At 71.9% G+C, this 22,342-nt stretch carries 21 protein-coding genes; 14 read left to right on the forward strand and 7 right to left on the reverse strand.

Translation table 11 applies throughout. The features are described from left to right. Positions 1-26: 26 nt before the first annotated feature. From AB0H64_RS21460 to AB0H64_RS21470, 3 genes are read left to right on the forward strand one after another with little or no spacing between them, the layout of a single operon-like run. On the forward strand, positions 27-620 hold the full coding sequence (locus AB0H64_RS21460; RefSeq protein WP_357626990.1) for an HAD-IIIA family hydrolase: 594 nt from the start codon (positions 27-29) through the stop codon (positions 618-620). Then, positions 617-1,540 carry a glycosyltransferase gene (locus AB0H64_RS21465; RefSeq protein ID WP_357626992.1) on the forward strand — a complete coding sequence of 308 codons (924 nt, stop codon included), beginning with the start codon at positions 617-619 and terminating at the stop codon, positions 1,538-1,540. The genes AB0H64_RS21460 and AB0H64_RS21465 overlap by 4 nt, the downstream gene beginning before the upstream one ends. A gap of 30 nt (positions 1,541-1,570) precedes the next feature. Beyond that, entirely contained in the window at positions 1,571-1,855 is a 285-nt protein-coding gene (locus AB0H64_RS21470; RefSeq protein ID WP_310709023.1) for a WhiB family transcriptional regulator, read from the forward strand. Here the strand turns inward: AB0H64_RS21470 and AB0H64_RS21475 are convergent. Next, on the reverse strand, positions 1,791-2,276 hold the full coding sequence (locus tag AB0H64_RS21475) for a peptide deformylase (RefSeq protein ID WP_357626994.1): 486 nt from the start codon (positions 2,274-2,276) through the stop codon (positions 1,791-1,793). The genes AB0H64_RS21470 and AB0H64_RS21475 overlap by 65 nt on opposite strands. A gap of 294 nt (positions 2,277-2,570) precedes the next feature. On the opposite strand from AB0H64_RS21475, the gene AB0H64_RS21480 reads away from it, so the two are divergent. Then, positions 2,571-3,740 carry a uroporphyrinogen-III synthase gene (locus AB0H64_RS21480; protein WP_357626996.1) on the forward strand — a complete coding sequence of 390 codons (1,170 nt, stop codon included), beginning with the start codon at positions 2,571-2,573 and terminating at the stop codon, positions 3,738-3,740. A gap of 47 nt (positions 3,741-3,787) precedes the next feature. Beyond that, entirely contained in the window at positions 3,788-4,534 is a 747-nt protein-coding gene (locus tag AB0H64_RS21485) for a CbiX/SirB N-terminal domain-containing protein (RefSeq protein ID WP_357626999.1), read from the forward strand. A gap of 104 nt (positions 4,535-4,638) precedes the next feature. Here the strand turns inward: AB0H64_RS21485 and AB0H64_RS21490 are convergent, their stop codons facing one another. Both AB0H64_RS21490 and AB0H64_RS21495 read right to left on the reverse strand, forming a co-directional pair. Continuing rightward, positions 4,639-5,127, reverse strand: coding sequence for a hypothetical protein (locus tag AB0H64_RS21490; protein WP_357627000.1), 489 nt, complete (start codon positions 5,125-5,127; stop codon positions 4,639-4,641). 251 nt (positions 5,128-5,378) lie between these two features. Beyond that, the gene (locus tag AB0H64_RS21495; protein ID WP_357627003.1) at positions 5,379-6,233 is read right to left on the reverse strand and encodes a PAC2 family protein; all 855 of its coding nucleotides are present in this window, start codon (positions 6,231-6,233) and stop codon (positions 5,379-5,381) included. A gap of 226 nt (positions 6,234-6,459) precedes the next feature. Here AB0H64_RS21495 and metH point away from each other — a divergent pair, with 226 nt between their 5' ends. The 8 genes from metH to AB0H64_RS21535 all read left to right on the forward strand — a co-directional run bounded on the left by metH (position 6,460) and on the right by AB0H64_RS21535 (position 17,639). Next, the gene (gene metH, locus AB0H64_RS21500; RefSeq protein ID WP_357627006.1) at positions 6,460-9,927 is read left to right on the forward strand and encodes a methionine synthase; all 3,468 of its coding nucleotides are present in this window, start codon (positions 6,460-6,462) and stop codon (positions 9,925-9,927) included. A 67-nt stretch (positions 9,928-9,994) separates the two neighbouring features. Further along, positions 9,995-10,639 (forward strand): HAD family phosphatase, encoded by a 645-nt coding sequence (locus AB0H64_RS21505; protein ID WP_357627009.1) that lies wholly within the window; start codon positions 9,995-9,997, stop codon positions 10,637-10,639. A gap of 151 nt (positions 10,640-10,790) precedes the next feature. Beyond that, positions 10,791-11,303 (forward strand): cellulose synthase, encoded by a 513-nt coding sequence (locus tag AB0H64_RS21510; RefSeq protein ID WP_357627010.1) that lies wholly within the window; start codon positions 10,791-10,793, stop codon positions 11,301-11,303. 312 nt (positions 11,304-11,615) lie between these two features. Continuing rightward, positions 11,616-12,614, forward strand: coding sequence for an ABC transporter permease (locus AB0H64_RS21515; RefSeq protein WP_357627012.1), 999 nt, complete (start codon positions 11,616-11,618; stop codon positions 12,612-12,614). 56 nt (positions 12,615-12,670) lie between these two features. Continuing rightward, the gene (locus tag AB0H64_RS21520; RefSeq protein WP_357627014.1) at positions 12,671-14,434 is read left to right on the forward strand and encodes an ABC transporter substrate-binding protein; all 1,764 of its coding nucleotides are present in this window, start codon (positions 12,671-12,673) and stop codon (positions 14,432-14,434) included. A 93-nt stretch (positions 14,435-14,527) separates the two neighbouring features. After that, positions 14,528-15,547 carry an ABC transporter permease gene (locus AB0H64_RS21525; RefSeq protein ID WP_357627017.1) on the forward strand — a complete coding sequence of 340 codons (1,020 nt, stop codon included), beginning with the start codon at positions 14,528-14,530 and terminating at the stop codon, positions 15,545-15,547. Continuing rightward, positions 15,544-16,578, forward strand: coding sequence for an ABC transporter ATP-binding protein (locus AB0H64_RS21530; protein WP_357627020.1), 1,035 nt, complete (start codon positions 15,544-15,546; stop codon positions 16,576-16,578). Before AB0H64_RS21525 ends, AB0H64_RS21530 begins: the two co-directional genes overlap by 4 nt. Positions 16,579-16,646: 68 nt before the next feature. Then, a complete protein-coding gene (locus AB0H64_RS21535) occupies positions 16,647-17,639 on the forward strand; it encodes a dipeptide ABC transporter ATP-binding protein (protein WP_357627096.1) in 993 nt (330 codons plus the stop codon). Positions 17,640-17,709: 70 nt separating this feature from the next. Here AB0H64_RS21535 and AB0H64_RS21540 read toward each other — a convergent pair whose 3' ends face one another. From AB0H64_RS21540 to AB0H64_RS21555, 4 genes are all read right to left on the reverse strand, one after another. After that, the gene (locus tag AB0H64_RS21540; RefSeq protein ID WP_357627022.1) at positions 17,710-18,393 is read right to left on the reverse strand and encodes a response regulator transcription factor; all 684 of its coding nucleotides are present in this window, start codon (positions 18,391-18,393) and stop codon (positions 17,710-17,712) included. Next, positions 18,390-19,601: a histidine kinase gene (locus tag AB0H64_RS21545; RefSeq protein ID WP_357627025.1), complete on the reverse strand. Its 1,212-nt coding sequence runs from the start codon at positions 19,599-19,601 to the stop codon at positions 18,390-18,392. The genes AB0H64_RS21540 and AB0H64_RS21545 overlap by 4 nt, the downstream gene beginning before the upstream one ends. Before the next feature lie 580 nt (positions 19,602-20,181). Beyond that, positions 20,182-20,607 (reverse strand): SgcJ/EcaC family oxidoreductase, encoded by a 426-nt coding sequence (locus tag AB0H64_RS21550; protein ID WP_357627028.1) that lies wholly within the window; start codon positions 20,605-20,607, stop codon positions 20,182-20,184. Positions 20,608-20,641: 34 nt separating this feature from the next. Next, positions 20,642-21,514, reverse strand: coding sequence for an NAD-dependent epimerase/dehydratase family protein (locus tag AB0H64_RS21555; RefSeq protein ID WP_357627029.1), 873 nt, complete (start codon positions 21,512-21,514; stop codon positions 20,642-20,644). A gap of 124 nt (positions 21,515-21,638) precedes the next feature. On the opposite strand from AB0H64_RS21555, the gene AB0H64_RS21560 reads away from it, so the two are divergent. Beyond that, positions 21,639-22,157 carry a MarR family transcriptional regulator gene (locus tag AB0H64_RS21560; RefSeq protein ID WP_357627032.1) on the forward strand — a complete coding sequence of 173 codons (519 nt, stop codon included), beginning with the start codon at positions 21,639-21,641 and terminating at the stop codon, positions 22,155-22,157. Positions 22,158-22,342 lie beyond the last annotated feature (185 nt).

The raw sequence follows: 22,342 nt of genomic DNA on the forward strand, positions 1-22,342 counted from the left end.
ACCGGCCGGCGTGACGGAGGTGAGCGGTGTTCGTACAGCGAGGTCCCGGGGCCGTGCTCTTCGACCGTGACGGGACCCTGATCAGGGACGTCCCGTACAACGGAGACCCCCGCAAGGTGCAGCCGATGCCGGGGGCGGTCGAGGCGCTGTCACGGCTGCGGAGGGCGGAGATCCCGGTGGCCGTGGTGACCAACCAGTCGGGGGTGGCCAAGGGGCTCATCACGCCCGACGAGATGGGGCAGGTCAACGCCCGGGTCGAGGAGCTCATGGGGCCGTTCGACGCGTGGGCGATCTGTGTCCACGACGACGGCGACTGCTGCACCTGCCGCAAGCCCGCGCCCGGCCTGGTCATCCGGGCCGCGGCCGTGCTGGACGTGAGCCCGCGCGACTGCGTGGTGGTCGGCGACATCGGCAGGGACATGGAGGCGGCGCGCGCGGCGGGCGCCCGCGGCATCCTCGTGCCCACCCCGCAGACGCTGCACCAGGAGGTCCTGGAGGCCGCCGAGGTGGCCGCCGACCTCACCGAGGTGACCGACCGGCTGCTCGGCGACCTGGAGGCCGCCCCCGTCCCCGCCGGTCACTCGCGCCGGGCCCGCGTGATCGGCTGGAGCCGCTGGTGAGGATCCTCCTGTGGCACGTCCACGGCGCGTGGACCAACGCGTTCATCCGCGGGCGGCACGAGTACGTCCTGCCGCTCGTCCCCGATCGCGGCCCCGACGGGCTGGGCCGCGCCGAGACCTACGACTGGCCCGAGAGCGCCCGCGAGGTCAGATGGGACCGGCTGCGCCACGAGCCGATCGACGTCGTCGTCCACCAGCGCCCCCGCGACCTCGACCTGGCCCGCGAGTGGCTCGGCCGCGACCTGCCCGGCGTCTACGTCGAGCACAACACGCCCGCGGGCGACGTGCCCCGCACCCGCCACCTGCTCGCCGGCCGCGACGACGTCACGCTCGTCCACGTGACCCACTTCAACGAGCTGTACTGGGACAACGGCAGGGCCCCCACCCGGGTGATCGAGCACGGCGTCCCCGACCCCGGCCACCTCTACACCGGCGAGCTGCCCCGGGCCGGCGTGGTGGTCAACGAGCCGGTGCGGCGCACCCGCGTCGCCGGCACCGACCTGCTGCCCCGCTTCCACGAGGTCGTGCCGCTCGACGTGTTCGGCATGAAGGTCAGCGAACTGCCGTACGGGACGTACGAGGACCTGCCGCAGCACCTCATGCACCGGGAGCTGGCCCGGCGGCGCGTCTACCTGCACCCGTACCGGTGGACCTCGCTCGGGCTGGCCCTCATCGAGGCGATGACGATCGGCATGCCGGTCGTGGCGCTGGCCGCCACCGAGGCCATCGAGGCCGTCCCGCCGGAGGCCGGCGTGATCTCCACCAAGATGGACGTGCTGGTCCGAGCGCTGAAGGAGTTCGCCGCCGACCCGGAGCGGGCCGCCCAGGCCGGGAAGGCCGCCCGCGCCGCGGCCCTGGCCCGCTACGGGCTCGGCCGGTTCCTCGCCGACTGGGACAGGCTGCTCGACGAAGTGGTGTGACCCGCCGGGAAAGGGGTAGGCGCCGTGAGCATGATGATGCTCGACTGGTCACGCAGGGCTGCCTGCCAGGCCATGGACCCGGAACTGTTCTTCCCGATCACGATGGAGGGGCCGGGCCGTGAGCAGGTGGAGCAGGCCAAGTCGGTGTGCCGGGGATGCCCGGTGCGCCAGCCCTGCCTGGACTACGCGATCGACACCCGCCAGGTCAACGGCGTCTGGGGCGGCACCGACCCCGACCAGCGCCGCTCCCTCATCCCGATGGTCGTGCGACGGCCAGAAACCGTTCCCGCTCGCCTGCTTCCAGGTGATCGCTGAACAGCACGCCGTCCAGATGGTCCACCTCGTGCTGCAGCACCCTCGCCAGCACGCCCAGCGCGCGTACCGTCGCGGGCTTGCCGAACATGTCACGGCCGCGCGCGACCACCATGTACGAGCGCTCCAGCGGCCACCACACCCCCGGCGCCGACAGGCACGCCTCGTCCGCCGTCACGCGTCGTTCCGACAGCTCCAGGCGGGGGTTGACGAGGTGGCCTGACCGGCCCTCGTACGCGTAGGCGACCACCCGCAGCGGCACCCCGAGCTGGGGCGCCGCCAGCCCCGCCCGCCCCGGGCCGGCGCGCATCGTCGCGATCAGCGCCTTGACCACGCCGCGCAGCTCGCGGTCGAAGTCGCGCACCGGCGCCGCCACCGAGCGCAGCACCGGGTCGTCGAACAGGCGGATGGGCCGGACCGTCACCGAACCTCCCCGAAAGGTCGCTTGGTCACCCGGAAGGCTTCCCGCGCCCGCTCGCGATCAATCCCGGACGGCGGCGGATGTGGCACCGCGGTGACAACTGCCTGCCGTTCCCGCCGCACCCGGTGCCGGAACGCTTGTAGCACAGCGGTAACAGAAGGGACCCAGCGGCGAAACGGCACGAAAGCACCATGGACCCGTGATCTCACTTCTGGTTCACGTGCCTGTGATGCCCGGCCGGGTGCTCGGGGCCCGGCCGGGCACACCGGTTCCCCCGATCCATCAGGAGGTGTCCGCGTGAGCACGCTCCCCGACGAGGACCCGTCGCGTACCCACGAGACGGCGCCCAACGCCCTGTCCGGCTTCACCGTCGGCGTCACCGCGACCCGCCGGCGCGAGGAGTTCGGCGCGTTGCTCGAACGGAGAGGCGCCCGCGTGGTGAGCGCGCCGGCGATCCGCCTCGTGCCGCTCGCCGAGGACTCCGACCTGCTGGCCGCCACCCGCCTCAGCCTGGAAGCACCCCTCGACGACGTGGTGGTCACCACCGGCGTGGGCTTCCGGGGCTGGGTGGCCGCCGCCGAGGGCTGGGGCCTGTCCGGCGACCTCGTCGCCCAGCTCGGCCGCGCCCGCCTGCTCACCCGCGGCCCCAAGGCCAGGGGAGCGGTCCGCGCCGCCGGCCTGGACGACCACTGGACGCCCGCCACCGACTCCTGCCAGGAGGTCAAGGAGCACCTGCTCGCCCAGGACCTGCGGGGCCGGCGCATCGCCGTGCAGCTCCACGGCGAGCCGCTGGCCGACTTCGTCGCCGACCTGCGCGCGGCGGGCGCCGAGGTGATCGAGATCCCCGTCTACCGGTGGCTGCCCTACCGCGACCCCTCACCCCTGCGCCGCCTCATCACCCAGGCGATCTCCGGGGCCGTCGACGCCGTCGCCTTCACCAGCGCGCCCGCCGTCCACGCCATGTTCGCCGCCGCCCGCGCCGAAGGGCTGGAGGAGCCGCTGCTGGCCGCCTTCGGCGGCCGGGTCGTCGCGGCCTGCGTCGGCCCCGTCACCGCCGACCCGCTCGTCTCCCGCGGCATCCCCACCCTCCAGCCGGAACGCTCCCGGCTCGGCGCGCTCGCCCGCGCCCTGGCCCGGCACCTTCCCGAGCACGGCGTCACCCGCGTCCTCGCCGGCGGGCACCACCTGGAGATCCGCGGCCACGCCGTCGTCGTGGACGGCGAGCTGCGGCCGTTGCCGCCCGCGCCGATGGCCGTGCTCAAGCGGCTGGCCGACAAGCCCGGCCACGTGGTGTCCCGTACGGAGCTGCGCACGGTGCTGCCCGGCAGCCTGGCCCGCGACTCGGCCGAGCACGCGGTCGAGATGGCGATCACCCGGCTGCGGCGGGCGCTCGGGCCGGGCGGCATCGTCGAGACGGTGGTCAAGCGCGGCTACCGCCTGGCCTGCACCCACGAGGCCCACCAGTGAGCGTGCGTCCGGGCCCGCCCCGGAGCCCGTCCCCGCATCCGTCCCGGGTGTCGCCGAAAGGGCCGTCCCGGGGGCTTTCCCCGGCGGTGTCCCGGGGCGGCGCGCCCACGCTGGTGCTGGCGGCGCACGGCACGCGCAGCGCCGAGGGGGAGCGGACCCTCGCCGAGCTGGCCGCCGCCGTCCGCCGGCGACGGCCGGGGCGCCGCGTCGAGCTGGCCTACCTGGAGATCAGCGGACCGCTGCTGCGCGACGTCCTGCCGGCCGTGCCCGGGCCCGTGGTCGTGGCGCCGCTGCTGCTCGCCGGCGGCTACCACGTCCACGTCGACCTGCCCGCCGTGCTCGCCGAGCACCGGCCGGGGGCGCTCATGGCGGCGCCGCTCGGCCCGCACGGGCTGCTCACCTCCGCGCTGACCCGCTCGCTCACCCGCGCGGGGCTGCGCCGCACCGACGCGGTCATCCTCGGCGCGGCCGGCTCGTCCGACCCGGCGGCGCTGGCCGACGTGCGCGCCGCCGCCCACCGCCTCGCGGTACGGCTCGGCCGGCCGGTCACCGCGGCGTTCGCCTCGGCCGGCACGCCGACGCTCTCCGACGCGCTGGAACGGGTCCGGTCCGGTCCGGCCCGGCGGGTGGCCGTCGCGTCGTACGTGCTGGCGCCCGGTCACTTCCACGGGCGCCTCCTGGCCGCGGGGGCCGACCTCGTCACCGACCCCCTGGGCGCGGACCCGGACGTGGCGTCGCTGGTGTGGGCCCGCTACGACGAGGCCGCCCTGACCGCCCGCGCCGCGACAGCCTGACCCGCGGCGCGCCGAGGCCCGCGCCGCGACGGCCTGACCCCGGCCCGTGGCGCACCGGAAACCGCGTGACCCGCGTTCCCGCCCACCGCAGCGGGGGCGGGCGGTCAGGCGGGGGGATCCAGGCGCAACTCGCGGACGATCTCCTCGGCGCTCACGTCCCGTGACGGTACCGCGTCCGCCCCGACGAACAGCTCAAGGTAGGCCCGGTGGAAGCATCCCGCGAGCAGCAGCCGGGCGCTCGCCTCCGGGTCCACGCCCGCCGCCACCCGGCCGAGCCGCCGCTCCTCCTCCAGGTAGGCGGCCAGCGGCGTCACCTCCGCGTCCGGCCCGAGCCCCGCGGCGCGGAGGGCCTCGCGGACGCGCACGGTCACGGCGGGCGAGCTGAACGCGGGCAGCGCGGCCGACTGCACCTCCAGGTGGTACTCGACGCCCGCCCGCGCCACCGGCACCAGATTGCCGCGGACCGTGTCACGGCCGGCGTGGTTCGACAGGTCGTGCAGGACGCTCAGCCAGAACGGCAGGCGGTACTGCAACAGCGCGAGGAAGTGGTCGACCGAGCCGCCCGGCGGCCCGTCGCGCAGGGACAGCGCCATCTCCAGGACACGTCGCCTGGCGTCCTGGCTTCGCTGATGCGGGTCTACGTGAGATGTCACCATGGGGGGCCTTACGTGGGCGGTCACGTGGAACAGGGCGGCGTGACGCCCCTGTGACCGGCGCACGCCCGACTCTCCTGGCTCAGCCTCGGCCAGGCCCTGACCGGGCTGGAACCCCGGTCGGCCTCGCCGTCGTACGGCCCGATTATGACCCGAACGGCGCGCGGGAAGCGCGCCCGAAATGCTGGAAGTTAGCTGTCAGTATCGGTGTCGCGATGCCGCAGGTACCGCTCGAACTCGGCCGCGATCGCGTCACCGCTGGCCTCGGGGAGCTCCGCCGCGTCCTTGCGGTCCTCCAGCTCCTTGACGTATTCGGCCACCTCGCTGTCCTGGGACGCCAGCTCGTCCACGCCGCGCTCCCACGCGCGGGCCTCCTCGTCGAGGTCGCCGAGCGGCATCGGGATGTTGAGGACGTCCTCCATGCGGCGCAGCAGCGCCAGCGTCGCCTTCGGGTTGGGCGGCTGGGCGACGTAGTGGGGCACCGACGCCCACAGCGACACGGCCTTCAGCCCGGCCTCGCCGAAGGCGTGCTGGAGCACGCCCACGATGCCCGTCGGGCCCTCGTAGCGGCTCAGCTCCAGGTTGGTCGAGCGGGCCAGCGTCTCGTCCGTCGCGCCGCCCAGGATCGGCACCGGCCGGGTGTGCGGGGAGTCGTTGAGCAGCGCGCCCAGCATGACGGCCAGCTCCACGCCCAGCTCGCGGCAGACCTCGATGATGTCGGCGCAGAACGAGCGCCAGCGCATGTTGGGCTCGATGCCGCGCAGCAGCACCACGTCGCGCTCCAGCCCCGGCGGGCGCGCGTGGAAGAGCCGGGTCGTCGGCCACACGATCGAGCGCGTCAGCCCGTCGCCCATCTCCACGACGGGCCGGGTGACCTGGAAGTCGTAGTAGTCGTCGGGGTCGAGCGCGATCAGCGGCTCGGCCTTCCACGCGGACTCGAGGTGGGCGATCACACCGCTGGAAGCCTCGCCCGCGTCGTTCCACCCCTCGAACGCGGCGATGAGCACCGGGTCGACGAGCTCGGGGAGCCCTTCGAGCTCGATCATGTGTCGCCTCCTCTCTCCTCCGTCCCGCTAAGCCTATGCGGTGAGGAGCCGCTCATGTCACCGAGTGCTGATGATCACCTTTACCAGACGCGGGCCCGGCTCCGCACCATCCTCGGGCGGCGAGATCCCGGTACCGCGGTGACGCCGGTGCAGGATGGGAGCGCTGATGATCCAATTGCCGTGTCCCCGAGAACCCGCGGCGGGCACAGCCGATAAGCTGAGCGCCATGAGCAGCTCCGCGTCCTCCTTCCGTGAAGCCCTGTCCCAGCGAGTCATCGTCGCCGACGGCGCCATGGGGACGATGCTGCAGGCGCAGGACCCCACCCTCGACGACTTCGAGGGGCACGAGGGCTGCAACGAGGTGCTCAACGTCACCCGGCCCGACATCGTCGCCGGCGTCCACGACGCGTACTTCGCCGTCGGCGTCGACTGCGTCGAGACCAACACCTTCGGCGCCAACCTCGCGGCCCTCGGCGAGTACGACATCTCCGACCGGGTCTTCGAGTACTCCGAGGCGGGCGCGCGCATCGCCCGGGAGCGGGCCGACCACTGGTCAACCCCCGACCGGCCGCGCTTCGTGCTCGGCTCGATGGGCCCCGGCACCAAGCTGCCCACCCTGGGCCACCTGCCGTACTCCAGCCTGCGCGACGCCTACCGCGACAACGCCGCCGGCCTCATCGCGGGCGGCGCCGACGCGATCATCATCGAGACCTGCCAGGACCTCCTCCAGGTCAAGGCGGCCGTCGTCGGCGCCAAGCGGGCCGCCGAGGACTCCGGCCGCGACGTGCCGGTCATCGCCCAGGTGACGATCGAGACCAACGGCGCGATGCTGCTCGGCTCCGAGATCGGCGCCGCGCTGACCGCGATCGAGCCGCTCGGCGTCGACGTGATCGGCCTCAACTGCGCCACCGGCCCCGCCGAGATGAGCGAGCACCTGCGCTACCTCGCCCGCCACTCCCGCCTGAAGCTGTCCTGCATGCCCAACGCCGGCCTGCCGGTGCTGACCTCCGACGGCGCCTACTACCCGCTGAGCGCCCAGGAGCTGGCCGACGCCCACGACGCCTTCACCCGCGACTACGGCCTGTCGATGGTCGGCGGCTGCTGCGGCACCACGCCCGAGCACCTGCGCCAGGTCGTCGAGCGGGTGCGCGGCCGCGAGCCCGTGACCCGCCGCCCCCACCCGGAGCCCGGCGCCTCCTCGCTGTACCAGAGCGTCCCGTTCCGGCAGGACACCTCCTACCTCGCGATCGGCGAGCGGTGCAACACCAACGGCTCCAAGGCGTTCCGCGAGGCCATGCTGGCGGGCCACTGGGACGACTGCGTCGAGATGGCGCGCGACCAGGCCCGCGACGGCGCCCACATGCTCGACCTGTGCGTCGACTACGTCGGCCGCGACGGCGCCGGCGACATGCGGGAGCTGGCCTTCCGCTTCGCCACCGCCTCCACGCTGCCGATCATGCTCGACTCCACCGAGCCGGCCGTGCTCCAGGCCGGCCTGGAGATGCTCGGCGGGCGCGCCGCCGTCAACTCCGTCAACTACGAGGACGGCGCCGGCCCCGACTCCCGCTTCCAGAAGATCATGCGGCTGGTCCGCGAGCACGGCGCGGCCGTGGTCGCGCTCACCATCGACGAGGAGGGCCAGGCCCGCACCGCCGAGCGGAAGGTCGGCATCGCCACCCGCCTCATCGAGGACCTCGTCGGCAACTGGGGCATGCGGGTCGAGGACATCATCGTCGACTGCCTGACCTTCCCCATCGCCACCGGCCAGGAGGAGACCCGCCGCGACGGCCTGGAGACCATCGAGGCCATCCGCGAGCTCAAGCGCCGCTACCCGGGCGTGCAGACCACGCTGGGCCTGTCCAACATCTCCTTCGGCCTCAACCCGGCCGCGCGCATGGTGCTCAACTCGGTGTTCCTCAACGAGTGCGTCAACGCCGGCCTCGACTCGGCCATCGTCCACGCCTCCAAGATCGTGCCGATGGCCCGCATCCCCGACGAGCAGCGCCAGGTCGCGCTCGACATGGTCTACGACCGGCGCCGCGAGGGCTACGACCCGCTGCAGCGGTTCATGGACCTGTTCGAGGGCGTCGACGCCGCCGCCGTGCGCGCCGGCAAGGCCGAGGAGCTGGCCGCGCTGCCGCTGTGGGAGCGGCTCAAGCGGCGCATCATCGACGGCGAGCGCAAGGGCCTGGAGGCCGACCTCGACGCCGGCCTGGACCAGCGGCCCGCCCTGGAGATCATCAACGAGGTGCTGCTCGACGGCATGAAGACCGTCGGCGAGCTGTTCGGCTCCGGCCAGATGCAGCTGCCGTTCGTGCTCCAGTCGGCCGAGGTGATGAAGGCCGCCGTCGCCTACCTGGAGCCGCACATGGACCGGGTGGAGGGCGAGACGAAGGGCCGCATCGTGCTGGCCACCGTCAAGGGCGACGTCCACGACATCGGCAAGAACCTCGTCGACATCATCCTGTCCAACAACGGCTACCAGGTCGTCAACCTCGGCATCAAGCAGCCCGTCTCCGCGATCCTGGAGGCCGCCGACGACAGCAAGGCCGACGTCATCGGCATGTCCGGCCTGCTGGTGAAGTCGACGGTCATCATGAAGGAGAACCTGGAGGAGATGAACTCCAGGGGCCTGGCCGAGAAGTACCCGGTGCTGCTGGGCGGCGCCGCGCTCACCCGCGCCTACGTCGAGCAGGACCTCGCCGAGCTGTTCGAGGGCGAGGTGCGCTACGCCCGCGACGCCTTCGAGGGGCTGCGGCTCATGGACTCGTTCATGGCCGTCAAGCGCGGCGTGGCCGGCGCGACGCTGCCGCCGCTGCGCGAGCGCCGCGTCAAGACCGGCGCCGTGCTCCAGCGCACCCCCGTCGAGGAGCTGCCCGCCCGCTCCGACGTGGCCGCCGACAACCGCGTGCCGACGGCGCCCTTCCACGGCGACCGCATCGTCAAGGGCATCTCGCTGACCGAGTACGCCGCCTTCCTCGACGAGCGCGCGCTGTTCCTGGGCCAGTGGGGGCTCAAGCCGACCCGCGGCGGCGACGGCCCCGACTACGAGGAGCTGGTCGAGACCGAGGGCCGGCCCCGGCTGCGCATGTGGCTCGACCGCATCCAGACCGAGGGCCTGCTGGAGGCGGCCGTCGTCTACGGGTACTTCCCGTGCGTCAGCGACGGCGACTCGCTGATCATCCTGGACGACGCCGGCAATGAGCGCACCCGCTTCACCTTCCCGCGCCAGCGCCGTGACCGTCACCTGTGCCTGTCCGACTTCTTCCGCTCGCGCGAGTCGGGCGAGACGGACGTGGTGGCGTTCCAGGTGGCCACGATGGGCGGCAAGATCTCCGAGGCGACGGCCGAGCTGTTCGCCAAGGACGCCTACCGCGACTACCTGGAGCTGCACGGCCTATCGGTCCAGCTCACCGAGGCGCTGGCCGAGTACTGGCACGCCCGGGTCCGGGCGGAGCTGGGCATCGGCGGCGAGGAGTCGCTGGACGACATGCTCAAGGTCAACATCGAGGGCTGCCGCTACTCGTTCGGCTACCCGGCCTGCCCCAACCTGGAGGACCAGGTGCAGCTCTTCGAGCTGCTCTCGCCGGAGCGCATCGGGGTCACGCTGTCGGAGGAGTTCCAGCTCCACCCCGAGCAGGCCACCTCCGCCCTCGTCGCCCACCACCCCGAGGCCAAGTACTTCAACGTCTGACGCCCCAGCCGGCGGCCCGGCCCCGCGCCGGGCCGGCCGGCGCCCGTCAGCGACCGATCGGAGCCGCATGCAAGCCGCCTTCTTCGACATGGACGGCCTCCTCGTCGACACCGAGAAGGTGTGGCTGGAGATCGAGACCGGCGTGATGGCCCGGCTCGGCGCCGTCTGGACCGCCGAGCACCAGGCGCACCTCGTGGGCGGCTCCATGGAGCGCACGGTCGCCTACATGCTGGAGGTCTCGGGGGCGGACGTCCCGCCCGAGACCCTGTGGCAGTGGATGGTCGACGGCATGGTCGGCGCGCTGGCCGAGGGCGTGCACGTCATGCCGGGGGCGGCCGAGCTGCTCGACGGACTGCGCGCCGAGGGCGTCCCGGTGGCGCTGGTCACCTCGTCGCTCAAGGACATCGCGGACGCCGTGCTCAAGGCCGTCGGCCGCGACCGCTTCGACGCCGTCGTCACGGCCGACGACGTGACCCGTACCAAGCCCGACCCGGAGCCGTACCTGACGGCCGCGCGGCTGCTCGGGGTGCAGCCGGTGCGGTGCGTGGTGCTGGAGGACTCTCCCACGGGCGTCGCGGCCGCCACGGCGGCCGGCTGCGCGGTGGTCGCCGTGCCGAGCGTCCTGCCCGTCGAGCCCGCCCCGGGCCGCCTGGTGGTCTCCTCGCTGACCCAGGTCACGATCGCCGACCTGCGCGCCCTCGTCCCCGCCTGAGCCTCCCCGGCCGCCACGGGGGCCCCGAGGGGTGTCCCTGAGATCTCCGGCCCCTTCCCCTAAGGGGGAAGTGGTCCTCGCGGAGGAGCGCCCGGCCGGTGTCCGCGTGCCAGGATGGAAGGCGTAGTCGAGACGAGGGGCGGCGGCCGGAATGTTTGAACAGATCCCGTGGATGGCGCTGTGCGCCGGACTGACCATCGCGGGGCTGGTGCTCAGCTTCCTGGCCTTCCGGCGCAGGGGCGCGGCGGCGGGCATGCGCGCGGCGGCGTGGGCGCTGCTGCCCCTGGCCGCGTACCTGACCGGCGCGTTGCAGGCGTTGTGGACGATCGGCGCGACGGTCGTCGGGTTCGTCACGAGCCTGGTGCTCAACCCGCTGGTATGGGCCGGTGTCGCGGTGGCCGGGCTGTCCGTGGTGCTGTTCGTGGTCTCCGGCGTGATGAGGGGCCGTGTGCTGGCCCGTGAGGGCGGCGCGCGCAAGGGCCGCAAGGCACGCCAGGAAGAGGTGACGGGGCGGGCCGCGACGGGCCCGGCGGAGGCCCCGGAGGTCGCCGGAGGGCGGCCCGCGCAGGCGGGCAAGCCCGCGGTCGAGGCCCCCGCGAAGCGCAAGAGCGACGACGACTTCTCTGACATCGAGGACATCCTTCGGCGCCGCGGCATCAAGTGACTAGGCTTGTGTCACAGATCCGCGACAGAATCGCGATGGCGCGCTGACATTCCATTCAAGATCAATACGAATGAGTTTCGCGTCAATCACAGTTGAGCCACATAGGCCCGCGGGGGGCTGGTCAGCGCAGCTCAAGGCATAGATTCTGCACCCTGGGGCCGCGACGTGCGGTCTCATGTCACGGATGCCACCAGACCGGACGGTGTCCGGCTCGGACCTCGTCGTCTGCAACCCAGGGGGCATGAACCGCATGCGCAGTTCCTCGGCCACGCGATTCTCGGAGCGCCGCCCGGCGCGACGTCGGGAGGGCGCATGACCGCACCGCTCGACGTGCCCGAATCCGCCGCACAGGCCTCGCCCGAAGCGGTCCTGGCCGGCACGGAGCGCAGGGCCATCCAGGGCCGATCGCTCGGTCAGATCGCCTGGTTGCGCCTCAAACGCGACAAGATCGCCATGGTGGGCGCGGGCGTCATCGTCTTCCTCATCCTGGTCGCCGTCTTCGCGCCGGTGCTCGTGGCCTGGTTCGGTCACCCGCCGCTCGAGTTCCACCGCGACATGATCGACCAGACCACGCAGATCCCCAAGGACAAGTTCGGCGGGATCAGCTGGGAGTACCCGTTCGGCGTCGACCCCGTCTGGGGACGCGACATCTTCAGCCGCATCCTCTACGGCGCCCGCATCTCGCTGCTCATCGCCTTCCTCGCGACCCTGCTGTCGGTGGGCATCGGCACCGTCCTCGGCGTCGTCGCCGGTTACTTCGGCGGCTGGGTCGACAGCCTCATCAGCCGGGCCATGGACGTCTTCCTCGCCTTCCCGCTGCTGGTGTTCGCCATCGCGCTGGCCGGCGTGGTGCCCGACAAGGCGTTCGGGCTCACCGGTGACACGCTGCGCGTCTCGCTGCTGATCTTCATCATCGGCTTCTTCAACTGGCCGTACATCGGGCGCATCATCCGCGGCCAGACGCTGTCGCTGCGCGAGCGCGAGTTCATCGACGCCTCCCGCAGCCTCGGCGCGCGCGGCCCGTACATCATCTTCCGCGAGCTGCTGCCGAACCTGATGGCCCCCATCCTCATCTACGCGACGCTGCTGATCCCCACGAACATCCTGTTCGAGGCGGCGCTGTCGTTCCTCGGCGTGGGCGTGCGGCCCCCGACGCCGACCTGGGGCGGGATGCTCGCCGAGGCGGCGCGCATCTACACCGTCCCGCACTACGCGATCTTCCCCGGCCTGGCCATCTTCATCACCGTGCTGGCCTTCAACCTCTTCGGCGACGGGCTGCGCGACGCACTCGACCCGCGCGGCAGCCGATGAGCCCGCTGACCAACCGCTGTTTCCCTGGCTCCGAACAACAAGGGGTGTTGTAAGAGATGAGAAGAAAGCCCGCACTGGGGGTGTCCGCGGTCACCGTGGCACTCGCCATGGGCCTGGCGGCCTGCGGAGGCACCAGCACCACGCCTCAGTCGTCCGGTGAGCCAGGCCAGCCCGCCGCCGCCGACAAGGCCGACGCCGCGCTGACGGGGGTGTTCAACCCTTCCACCAAGAAGGGCGGCACCATCAAGCTGGCCAACTCCGGCGACTGGGACTCGCTGGACCCGGCCGACACCTACTACGGCTACTCGTGGAACTTCATCCGCCTGTACGGCCGGGCGCTGACGATGTTCCCCGGCAAGCCGGGCGCCGAGGGCGCCAAGCCGGTGCCGGACCTGGCCAAGGAGCTGGGCAAGCCGAGCGCTGACTTCAAGACCTGGACCTACACCCTGCGCGACGGCCTCAAGTACGAGGACGGCACCCCGATCACGTCCAAGGACGTGGCCTACGGCGTGGCCCGCTCCTTCGACCGCGAGACCTTCCCGAACGGCCCGACGTACCTCAACGATCTGCTCGACTGGCCGAAGGACTACAAGGGCCCGTACAAGTCGAAGGGCGCCGACTTCAGCTCGGCGGTCGAGACCCCGGACGACAAGACCGTGGTCTTCCACCTGAAGCAGCCCTTCAGCGGCTTCGACTACCTGACCCAGATGTCGGTCACCATGCCGGTGCCGCAGGCCAAGGACACGGGCACCAAGTACCAGGAGCACGTGATCTCCTCGGGCCCGTACAAGTTCGAGAAGAACGAGATCGGCAAGGGCTTCACCCTGGTCCGCAACGACCAGTGGGACGCGGCGACCGACCCGAACCGGCCGGCCCTGCCCGACCGCTACGAGGTGTCGACCAACGTCAACGCCGACGACATCGACAACCGGGTGATCTCCGGCGACCTGCACGTCGCCGTCGAGGGCACCGGCGTCCAGCCGGCGGCGCTCAGCAAGATCCTCCCGGACCCGGCGCTGAAGGCCCGTACGGACAACCCGACGATCCAGCGGCTCTGGTACACCTCGATCAACCCGACGGTCAAGCCGTTCGACAACAAGGACTGCCGCATCGCCGTGCAGTACGCGGCGGACAAGACCGGCTACGTGGCGGCCTACGGCGGCACCACGGGTGGCGAGATCGCGACCCACCTGCTGCCCCCGGGCATCCCCGGCTCGCAGAAGTTCGACCTGTACCCGAGCCCCGAGGGCAAGGGCGACCTGGCCAAGGCCAAGGAGTACCTGGCCAAGTGCGGTCAGCCGAACGGCTTCGAGACGAACATCTCCTACCGCGCCGAGCGTGACAAGGAGAAGAAGACGGCGGAGGGCCTCAAGGAGTCGCTGGCCCGCGTCGGCATCAACGTGACGCTCAAGCCGTACCCGCTGAAGGACTACTTCTCCCTCTACGCCGGCAAGCCGTCGTTCGTGGTGAAGGAGAACCTGGGCCTGGCCATCAACGGCTGGGGCTCCGACTGGCCTGACGGCTACGGCTTCCTCCAGCAGATGACCGACAGCCGCGTCATCCGCGAGGGCGGTGGCTCGTCCAACCTCTCGGTCCGCATCCCCGAGGTCGACAAGATGTTCGACCAGGTGCTCCAGGAGGCCGACCCGGCCAAGCGTGAGCAGATCTACGCCGCCATCGACAAGCGCGTCATGGAGGAGTCGGTCATCCTGCCTGGCATCGTGGCCAAGTCGCTGCTCGTCCGGGGCAAGGGTCTCACCAACGTCTTGATCAACGACGGTCAGCAGATGTACGACTACGTGGCGATGGGCGTCCAGTAGTCACCTTCGTGCCGGATACCGAGTAGTAAGGCAGGTGAAGGCCGCAGGTGGCCGTCCGGAGAGAACCTCCGGGCGGCCACCGGGCCGGGCACTGTGTTCACATACATCATCAGGCGCCTGATCGGCGCGGTGATCATGCTCGCGATCGTGAGCATGGCCACCTTCGCGATCTTCTTCCTCGTGCCGCGCCTGGCCGGCGCGACCCCCGAGAGCATGGCCAGCCGCTACGTCGGCCGCACCGCCACGGAGGAGACCGCCAAGCTGGCCGCCGAGCGCCTCGGCTTCAACGATCCCCTGATCGTGCAGTACGGCAGGTACGTCAAGGGCATCGTCGCCGGAGCCGACTACGACTACGGCGCCGGCGTCGAGCGGTGCCCGGCCCCCTGCCTCGGCTACTCGTTCATCACCCGCCAGCCCGTCTTCCCCGATCTGATGGACCGCCTGCCGATCACGCTGTCGCTGGCCGTCGGCGCCGCCGTCATCTGGGTGCTGCTCGGCGTCGGCATCGGCGTGCTGTCGGCCCTGCGAAGAGGCACCCTGTTCGACCGGGCGGCCATGGTCATCGCCCTGGCGGGCGTCTCGCTGCCCATCTTCTTCACGGCGCTGCTGTCGCTGCAGTTCTTCTCCTACGGCAACCCGTTCGCCTGGGCGGCGCAGGGCGGCTACTACGTCACGTTCAACGACTCGCCGGTGCTGTGGGCCTACGGCCTGCTGCTGCCGTGGATCACGCTGGCCTTCCTGTTCGCCGCCGGGTACGCGCGGCTCACCCGGGCGGGCATGCTCGAGACGATGAACGAGGACTACATCCGCACGGCCCGCGCCAAGGGCCTGATCGAGCGCAAGGTCATCACCAAGCACGGCCTGCGCGCCGCGCTCACCCCGATCATCACGATCTTCGGTCTGGACTTCGGCCTGCTCATCGGCGGCGCCGTCCTCACCGAGAGCGCCTACTCGCTCAACGGCCTCGGCAAGTACGCCATCGACGCCATCACCAACCAGGACCTGCCCAAGGTCATGGGGGTCACCCTCCTGGCCGCGCTGTTCGTCATCCTGGCCAACCTGATCGTCGACCTTCTGTACGCGGTCGTCGACCCGAGAGTGAGGCTGTCGTGAGCCCCCAGAGCTTCCTCGACGTCAAGGACCTGAAGATCCACTTCCCGACCGACGACGGCCTGGTCAGGTCCGTGGACGGGCTGACCTTCAGCCTCGAACGCGGCAAGACGCTCGGCATCGTCGGCGAGTCCGGCTCCGGCAAGTCGGTCACCAGCCTCGGCATCCTCGGCCTGCACAAGGGCAGGGGCGCGAACATCTCCGGCGAGATCTGGCTCGACGGCGAGGAGCTGGTCGGCGCCTCCCAGGAGCACGTGCGCGGCCTGCGCGGCAAGAAGATGGCGATGATCTTCCAGGATCCGCTGTCGGCGATGCACCCCTTCTACACCGTGGGCAACCAGATCATCGAGGCGTACCGCATCCACCACAGCGTCTCCAAGTCCGTGGCCAGGAAGCACGCCATCGACATGCTGGGCCGCGTCGGCATCCCCGAGCCGTCCCGCCGGGTCGACGCCTACCCGCACGAGTTCTCCGGCGGCATGCGCCAGCGCGCCATGATCGCCATGGCGCTCTCGTGCGACCCCGAGCTGCTCATCGCCGACGAGCCGACCACCGCGCTCGACGTCACCGTGCAGGCCCAGATCCTCGACCTCATGCGCGACCTGCAGCGGGAGTTCGACTCCGCGCTCATCATCATCACCCACGACCTGGGCGTGGTCGCCGAGCTGTCCGACGACATCCTCGTCATGTACGGCGGCAAGTGCATCGAGTACGGCACGGCCGACGACATCTTCTACCGTCCCGAGCACCCCTACACCTGGGGTCTGCTGGGATCCATGCCCCGCCTCGACCGCGAGCCCACCGAGCGGCTCCTCCCGATCAAGGGCAGCCCGCCGTCGCTCATCAACGTGCCGCCCGGCTGCGCCTTCCACCCGCGCTGCCCGTACGCGGAGCGGACCGGCGGCAGGGCCGACACGGAGGTGCCGGCGCTCGCCGAGACCGAGGGCGGCCACCTCGTGCGCTGCCACATGAGCCCGGCCGAGCGGCGCACCCTGTGGGAGACCGAGATCAAGCCAGTGCTGGAGACCCAGTGAGCGAGCCACAGACCCTGCCCGCGACCGAGCCCGCCCGGCAGGGCGACCCGCTCCTGTCCGTCCGGGACATGGAGAAGCACTTCCCCATCACCAAAGGCCTGCTCAAGCGGCAGGTCGGCGCCGTCAAGGCCGTCGACGGCATCAGCTTCGACGTCTACAAGGGCGAGACGCTCGGCCTGGTGGGGGAGTCCGGCTGCGGCAAGTCCACCACGGGCCGCCTGGTGACCCGGCTGCTGGAGCCCACGGCCGGCCAGGTCCTGTTCGAGGGCCGCGACATCACGCACATGAGCCAGGGCAGGCTGCGCCCGCTCCGGCGCGACATGCAGATGATCTTCCAGGACCCGTACTCGTCGCTGAACCCCCGCCACACGGTCGGCGCCATCGTCGGCGCCCCGTTCCGCATCCAGGGCGTCCAGACCGACAACGGCATCAAGAAGGCCGTCCAGGAGATCCTCGAACTCGTCGGCCTCAACCCCGAGCACTACAACCGCTACCCGCACGAGTTCTCCGGCGGTCAGCGGCAGCGCATCGGCATCGCCCGCACGCTCGCGCTCAAGCCGAAGCTCATCATCGCCGACGAGCCGGTGTCGGCCCTGGACGTGTCCATCCAGGCCCAGGTCGTCAACCTGCTGGAGGACCTGCAGAACGAGCTGGACCTCACCTACGTGGTCATCGCGCACGACCTGTCGGTGGTCCGCCACATCAGCGACCGCGTGGCCGTCATGTACCTCGGCAAGCTCGTCGAGATCGCCGACCGCAAGAGCCTGTACGCGGCGCCCATGCACCCGTACACCAACGCCCTGATGTCGGCCGTGCCCGTGCCCGACCCGCGCGGACGCGCCCGGCGCGAGCGCATCCGCCTGACCGGCGACGTGCCCAGCCCGCTCAACCCGCCGCCCGCCTGCCGCTTCCACACCCGCTGCTGGAAGGCGCAGGACATCTGCAAGAAGGTCGAGCCGCCGCTGGCGGAGCTGGCCACCGGACACCGCGTCGCCTGCCACTTCCCGGAGAACGCCCCGGACGTGCCCGCCGCCGGCAAGGACGATCCGGTCACGGCCTGACCCACGGCCGCACCGCCCGCCTCCCCGGCCGCCTCCCCGCCCGACGGGGGCGGGCGGTCGTCCACGCCCGCTAGGACAGGGCCCCGGGAGTGATCAGCCCGGTCTCGTACGCGAGCACCACGGCCTGCACCCGGTCGCGCAGCCCGAGCTTCGTCAGCACGTTGCCCACGTGCGTCTTCACCGTCGTCTCGCTCACCACGAGCTTGGCCGCGATCTCCGCGTTGGACATGCCCTTGGCGATCAGCCGCAGCACCTCCAGCTCGCGCTCCGTCAGCCGGTCCACCCGCGCCGGGGCCGGCTGCTCGTAGGCCGGGGGCAGCCGCGCCGCGAACCGGTCCAGCAGCCGCCGCGTCACGCTCGGCGCGACGATCGCGTCGCCCGCCGCCACCACGCGGATCGCCTGCACCAGCTCGTCCGGCGGCACGTCCTTCAGCAGGAACCCGGACGCCCCCGACCGCAGCGCCTCCACGATGTACTCGTCGAGGTCGAACGTCGTCAGCACCAGCACCTTCGGCACGTGCGCCCCCGGCGCCGCCTCCCGCACGATCCGCCGGGTCGCCTCGATCCCGTCGACCCCCGGCATCCGGATGTCCATCAGGACCACGTCCGGCAGCAGGGCCCGCGTCTGGTCCTGGGCGTCCTTGCCGTCACCGGCCTGCCCCACGACCGTGATGTCCGGCTCGGCCTCGAGGATCAGGCGGAACCCTGTGCGCAGCAGCGGCTGGTCGTCCACCAGCAGCACTCTGATCGTCATTGTCCGTCCTTCAGCGGGAACCTCGCCCGCACCTCGAAACCGCCCCCTGGCCTCGGGCCGATGCTGAGGATTCCACCATAGAGCGCCACACGCTCGCGAATCCCCACCAATCCATGCCCGCTCCCGTCCGCGCCCCGTCCGCCGTCCGCTCCCGATCCGCCGCCCGCGTCCCGCCCGCCGTCCGGGCCGCCCCCGTCGTCCTCGACGCGGACGTCCAGCTCGCGAGGCTCGTACCGCACGGTCACCCGCGCCGTCGCGCCCGCGCCCGCATGCCGCAGCGCGTTCGTCAGCCCCTCCTGCACCAGCCGGTACGCGGCCAGGTCCACCCCGGCCGGGATCGGCCCCGGCGGGCCCTCCACCGTCAGCCCGGTCGCCAGCCCCGCCTCCCGCGTCTGCTCCACCAGGGCCGGCAGGTCCCGGGTGCCCGGCTGCGGCCCCAGCTCCGCCCGCGCGCCCGCCCGCAGCACCCCGACGATGTTCCGCATCTCGGTCAGCGCCATCCGGCCCGTCTCCTCGATCGCCGACAGCGCCTCACCGGCCAGCTCGGGATCCGAGGCCAGCACCCGGCGCGCCGCCGACGCCTGCACGGTCATCACGCTCACGTGGTGGGCCACCACGTCGTGCAGCTCCCGCGCGATCCGGGACCGCTCCTCGGCGCGGGCCGCCCGCCGGTCGGCCGCCCGCGCCCGCTCCAGGCGCGCCGCGCGGTCCTTCAGCTCGGCCATGTACGCGCGCCGCAGCCGCAGGCTCCGGCCCACGCCCCACACCGCCACCAGCGCCACGATCACCACCAGATGGTCGCTCCAGGCCGCAGGTGCGCCGGCCCCCGCCGCCGCGGACAGCACCAGCGACAGGGCCAGGCCGCCCAGGGCCACCGCCAGACCCCGGTAGGCGGCCACCGAGTACAGCATCACCAGCCCGGCAGCCCCCGTCAGGCCTGTGCCGTACCCGAGGCCCTCCAGCGCCGTCTCGGGCACCAGGGCCGCGCACAGGCCGGTCAGCGGCCACCGCCTGCGCACCGCGACGGGCACGCACGCCAGCAGGACCAGCACGACACCCAGCGCGTCCGGCTCCCGCAGCCCCTCCACCGGCACGCCGCGCGCCGCGGGTCCCCAGAAGGTGAGCAGCGTCAGCGAGACGACGGCCACGAGCACGGCGAGGAGCACGTCGCGCAGCTGCACCCGGCGCGCCCGCCCCCACACCCTCACGACAGCCTCCCGCCGCGGCCCGCCGAGGCGTCAGAGGGGCGTGCCCTCCCGATGCCGACGGAGCCTCCCGCTGCGGTGCCGAGGGAGCGACCTGTGGGGCTGTTCAGGGGGTGGCCCGTCGCGGTGCCGAGGGTGACGCGTCCCTGCCGACCGCCGCCCCGGTCGGCCCGGGCAGGCGGCACCTGGTGGCGCGGGGTCGGGGAGGGAAGACACCTCAAGGGCAAAAGGGCGGAAGGCCCCAGCGACAGAAGGGCTGAAGGCCCCGGGGGCAAGAGGGCGGGCCGCACCGGAGGATGGAGGCGGGGTGTGAACCCCTGGGACACGTTCAAGCCTCCCCGCGTGCCGTCACTGCTCCGTCCCGCCTCCACCGGCGGGGTGCCTGCCACTGTAAGCCCGCGCCACCCCCGCCGACCTCCTCCTGCGGGAGGAACCGGACGTCCTGCACGAGGTGCTCCCGCAGCGGGACGACGATGAGTCGGCGCCCAGGATCACGACCGCACCCAGGCTCGAGACCTTCGGACGGCGTAGGCGGCCGCCGGCGGGATGCTTCCGCCGACGACTCGCCTGCGGTGGCCCGGGGTCAGGATTTGACCTGGGTGTTCTGCGCGGCGGCGATCCTCCACCGGCCGCCCTCCTTGGCCAGCACGTAGAACGGCCTGCCCTCGGGTACGTCGTCGAGGGGCTGCCCGTCGTGCGACAGCGGTCGCTGCCGGGCGTTCACGGCGGCCACGTCCGGGCGGATGAAGAGGATGCGCTCGACCTCGTACACGGCCGTCGAGTCCTTCATCGCGCCGGGCAGCACCTTGTGCGTGAACGCGTTGATCTCGTCCCAGCCCGACAGCCGCTTGCCGTGAGCGGTGGTCCACACGGGGTCCTGGGTGCTGAACGCGCTCATGAACGCCTCGGGCAGCTCGTTCTGCTGAGCGTGCTCGACCTCGGCGACCAGCCGGACGATCGCCTGGACGTCTTCCTGCTCGGCGGGGGCGCCGAACACCTGGATGCTCATCGTTTTCTCCTTCGTCTTTCGTCGTCGTGCGAGATTACTTGGCGGAGCCGGCGCGAAGCTCGGCCACAGCGTCCTCGTGCCGGGGCCGCCAGCCCAGCTCACGACGCGCCGCATCGCCGCTGACGCTCTGGTCGAGGGCCAGGGCGTCAGCGAACGCCTCGCCGAGCGCCGCGCGTGCCTCCTCCAGCGGCCACGCCTGGGGTCGCCCCGAGACTCCGGCGGCGTCGCCGGCTGCGGCGGCGAGGTCGTGCACGGGCACCGCGGGCTCCGTGACTCCGTGCCACAGCGTTCCGGCGGGTGCCCGCTCCAGCGCCGCCACGAAGAGATCGGCCAGATCGTCGACGTGCACCATGGGCCAGCGCACCGTAGCCGCCCCGACGTAGCGTGGGGCTTCGTGCTTGCGTGCCAGGTCCACCAGCAGCGCCGGGATCCCGCCGCCGCGCCCGTGAACGATGCCCGGGCGGATGACCACGGACCGCACGCCGTGCCCGGCTGCGTCGATCACCTGGCGCTCGATGGCCGGCCGGTAGCCGACGATCGGGATGGGGTTCGTCGGGGCGTCCTCACCGGCGGGTTCGGGGCCGGTGGCGCCGAGGACCCACACGCCGCTCGTGTAGACGAACGCTCGCCCGGTGCCCCGGAGCGGCTCCGTCAACGCGGCCACGGCGGCGGCGTCCGCATCGGGGTCACCCGTGGGTGTCGCCAGGTTGACCACCGCGTCGATGTCAGGTGTCACCGCCGCGCTCAAGGAGGACGGGTCGGTCAGATCGCCGACGCGCCGGGCACGTCCCCGGTCCGGCCCGTCGCCGGAACGGGACAGCTCCACCACGTCGTGGCCCGCCTCGGCCAAGTGGTCGGCGACCACGGTTCCGATGTAACCGGTGGCGCCGACAATCAGGACCTTCATGTCACTCACTCCTCCATCGAAAACTTCGATGTCGAAAACTTAGACCACGCAGTCGCGCGATGTCAAACACTTCCATGTCGAAGTGTTAAGCTCTGCGGGTATTCCGCACCTTCGGAGGAGACCCATGACGACCCCCGATCCTCGTGACGGAGTGGACGCGATCATCACTCAATGGCAGACGGTCCGCCCCGACCTGGATGTCTCGCCCATGGGCGTCATCGGCCGGCTGTCCCGCTCCTCCCGCCTCATAGAACGCGCGCTCAAGGAGAACTTCGCCGCTCATGACATCGAGCCATGGGAGTTCGACGTGCTGGCCACCCTGCTGCGCGCCGGACCACCTCACGTGCTCAACGCCGGTGAACTCAGTGCTGCCGCCATGGTCAGCTCGGCGGCTCTGACCAACCGCATCGACCGGCTCATGGACAAGGGACTGGTCGACCGCGCCGTCGACCCGGACCACCGGCGCCGCGTCCTCATCTCCCTGACCGACGAGGGTCTGCGCCTCGTGAACACGCTGGTCGAACAGCACCTGGCGTACGAGCGCCGGCTCCTGGACGGCCTCGATCCAGCCGACAGCGACCACCTCGCCGCCCTCCTGCGCCGCCTGCTCGTCTCCCTCGGAGACGCCGCGCCCTCGCGCTGACGCCAGGTACGTGTCCGGCCGAGGGTTCCGCGCCATGAACGCACGTCCCGGCCCCGGTGTTCTGTCCGACTCTCGTGTCGGGGTCTCGGGTGGAAGGGGGCGCGGGCTGAGGGGATGACCACAAAGGCGGCCAGGAATGCGCGTCGTCACGGCGAGCACCCCGTGAGCCCTCACGACCGGCCATG

Origin of the sequence: Nonomuraea sp. NPDC050733, from assembly GCF_040654215.1 — a bacterium.
GTDB lineage: Bacteria > Actinomycetota > Actinomycetes > Streptosporangiales > Streptosporangiaceae > Nonomuraea.

What these genes read in the sequence shown, in the direction of transcription:
- AB0H64_RS21495 (WP_357627003.1), bottom strand. Translation starts at nt 6,233, where the DNA reads ATGATCGAGCTCGAAGGGCTCCCCGAGCTCGTCGACCCGGTGCTCATC.
- AB0H64_RS21540 (WP_357627022.1), bottom strand. Translation starts at nt 18,393, where the DNA reads ATGACGATCAGAGTGCTGCTGGTGGACGACCAGCCGCTGCTGCGCACA.
- AB0H64_RS21555 (WP_357627029.1), bottom strand. Translation starts at nt 21,514, where the DNA reads ATGAAGGTCCTGATTGTCGGCGCCACCGGTTACATCGGAACCGTGGTC.
- AB0H64_RS21535 (WP_357627096.1), top strand. Translation starts at nt 16,647, where the DNA reads ATGGAGAAGCACTTCCCCATCACCAAAGGCCTGCTCAAGCGGCAGGTC.
- AB0H64_RS21510 (WP_357627010.1), top strand. Translation starts at nt 10,791, where the DNA reads ATGTTTGAACAGATCCCGTGGATGGCGCTGTGCGCCGGACTGACCATC.
- AB0H64_RS21550 (WP_357627028.1), bottom strand. Translation starts at nt 20,607, where the DNA reads ATGAGCATCCAGGTGTTCGGCGCCCCCGCCGAGCAGGAAGACGTCCAG.
- metH (WP_357627006.1), top strand. Translation starts at nt 6,460, where the DNA reads ATGAGCAGCTCCGCGTCCTCCTTCCGTGAAGCCCTGTCCCAGCGAGTC.
- AB0H64_RS21520 (WP_357627014.1), top strand. Translation starts at nt 12,671, where the DNA reads ATGAGAAGAAAGCCCGCACTGGGGGTGTCCGCGGTCACCGTGGCACTC.
- AB0H64_RS21505 (WP_357627009.1), top strand. Translation starts at nt 9,995, where the DNA reads ATGCAAGCCGCCTTCTTCGACATGGACGGCCTCCTCGTCGACACCGAG.
- AB0H64_RS21470 (WP_310709023.1), top strand. Translation starts at nt 1,571, where the DNA reads ATGATGATGCTCGACTGGTCACGCAGGGCTGCCTGCCAGGCCATGGAC.
- AB0H64_RS21560 (WP_357627032.1), top strand. Translation starts at nt 21,639, where the DNA reads ATGACGACCCCCGATCCTCGTGACGGAGTGGACGCGATCATCACTCAA.
- AB0H64_RS21490 (WP_357627000.1), bottom strand. Translation starts at nt 5,127, where the DNA reads ATGGCGCTGTCCCTGCGCGACGGGCCGCCGGGCGGCTCGGTCGACCAC.
- AB0H64_RS21515 (WP_357627012.1), top strand. Translation starts at nt 11,616, where the DNA reads ATGACCGCACCGCTCGACGTGCCCGAATCCGCCGCACAGGCCTCGCCC.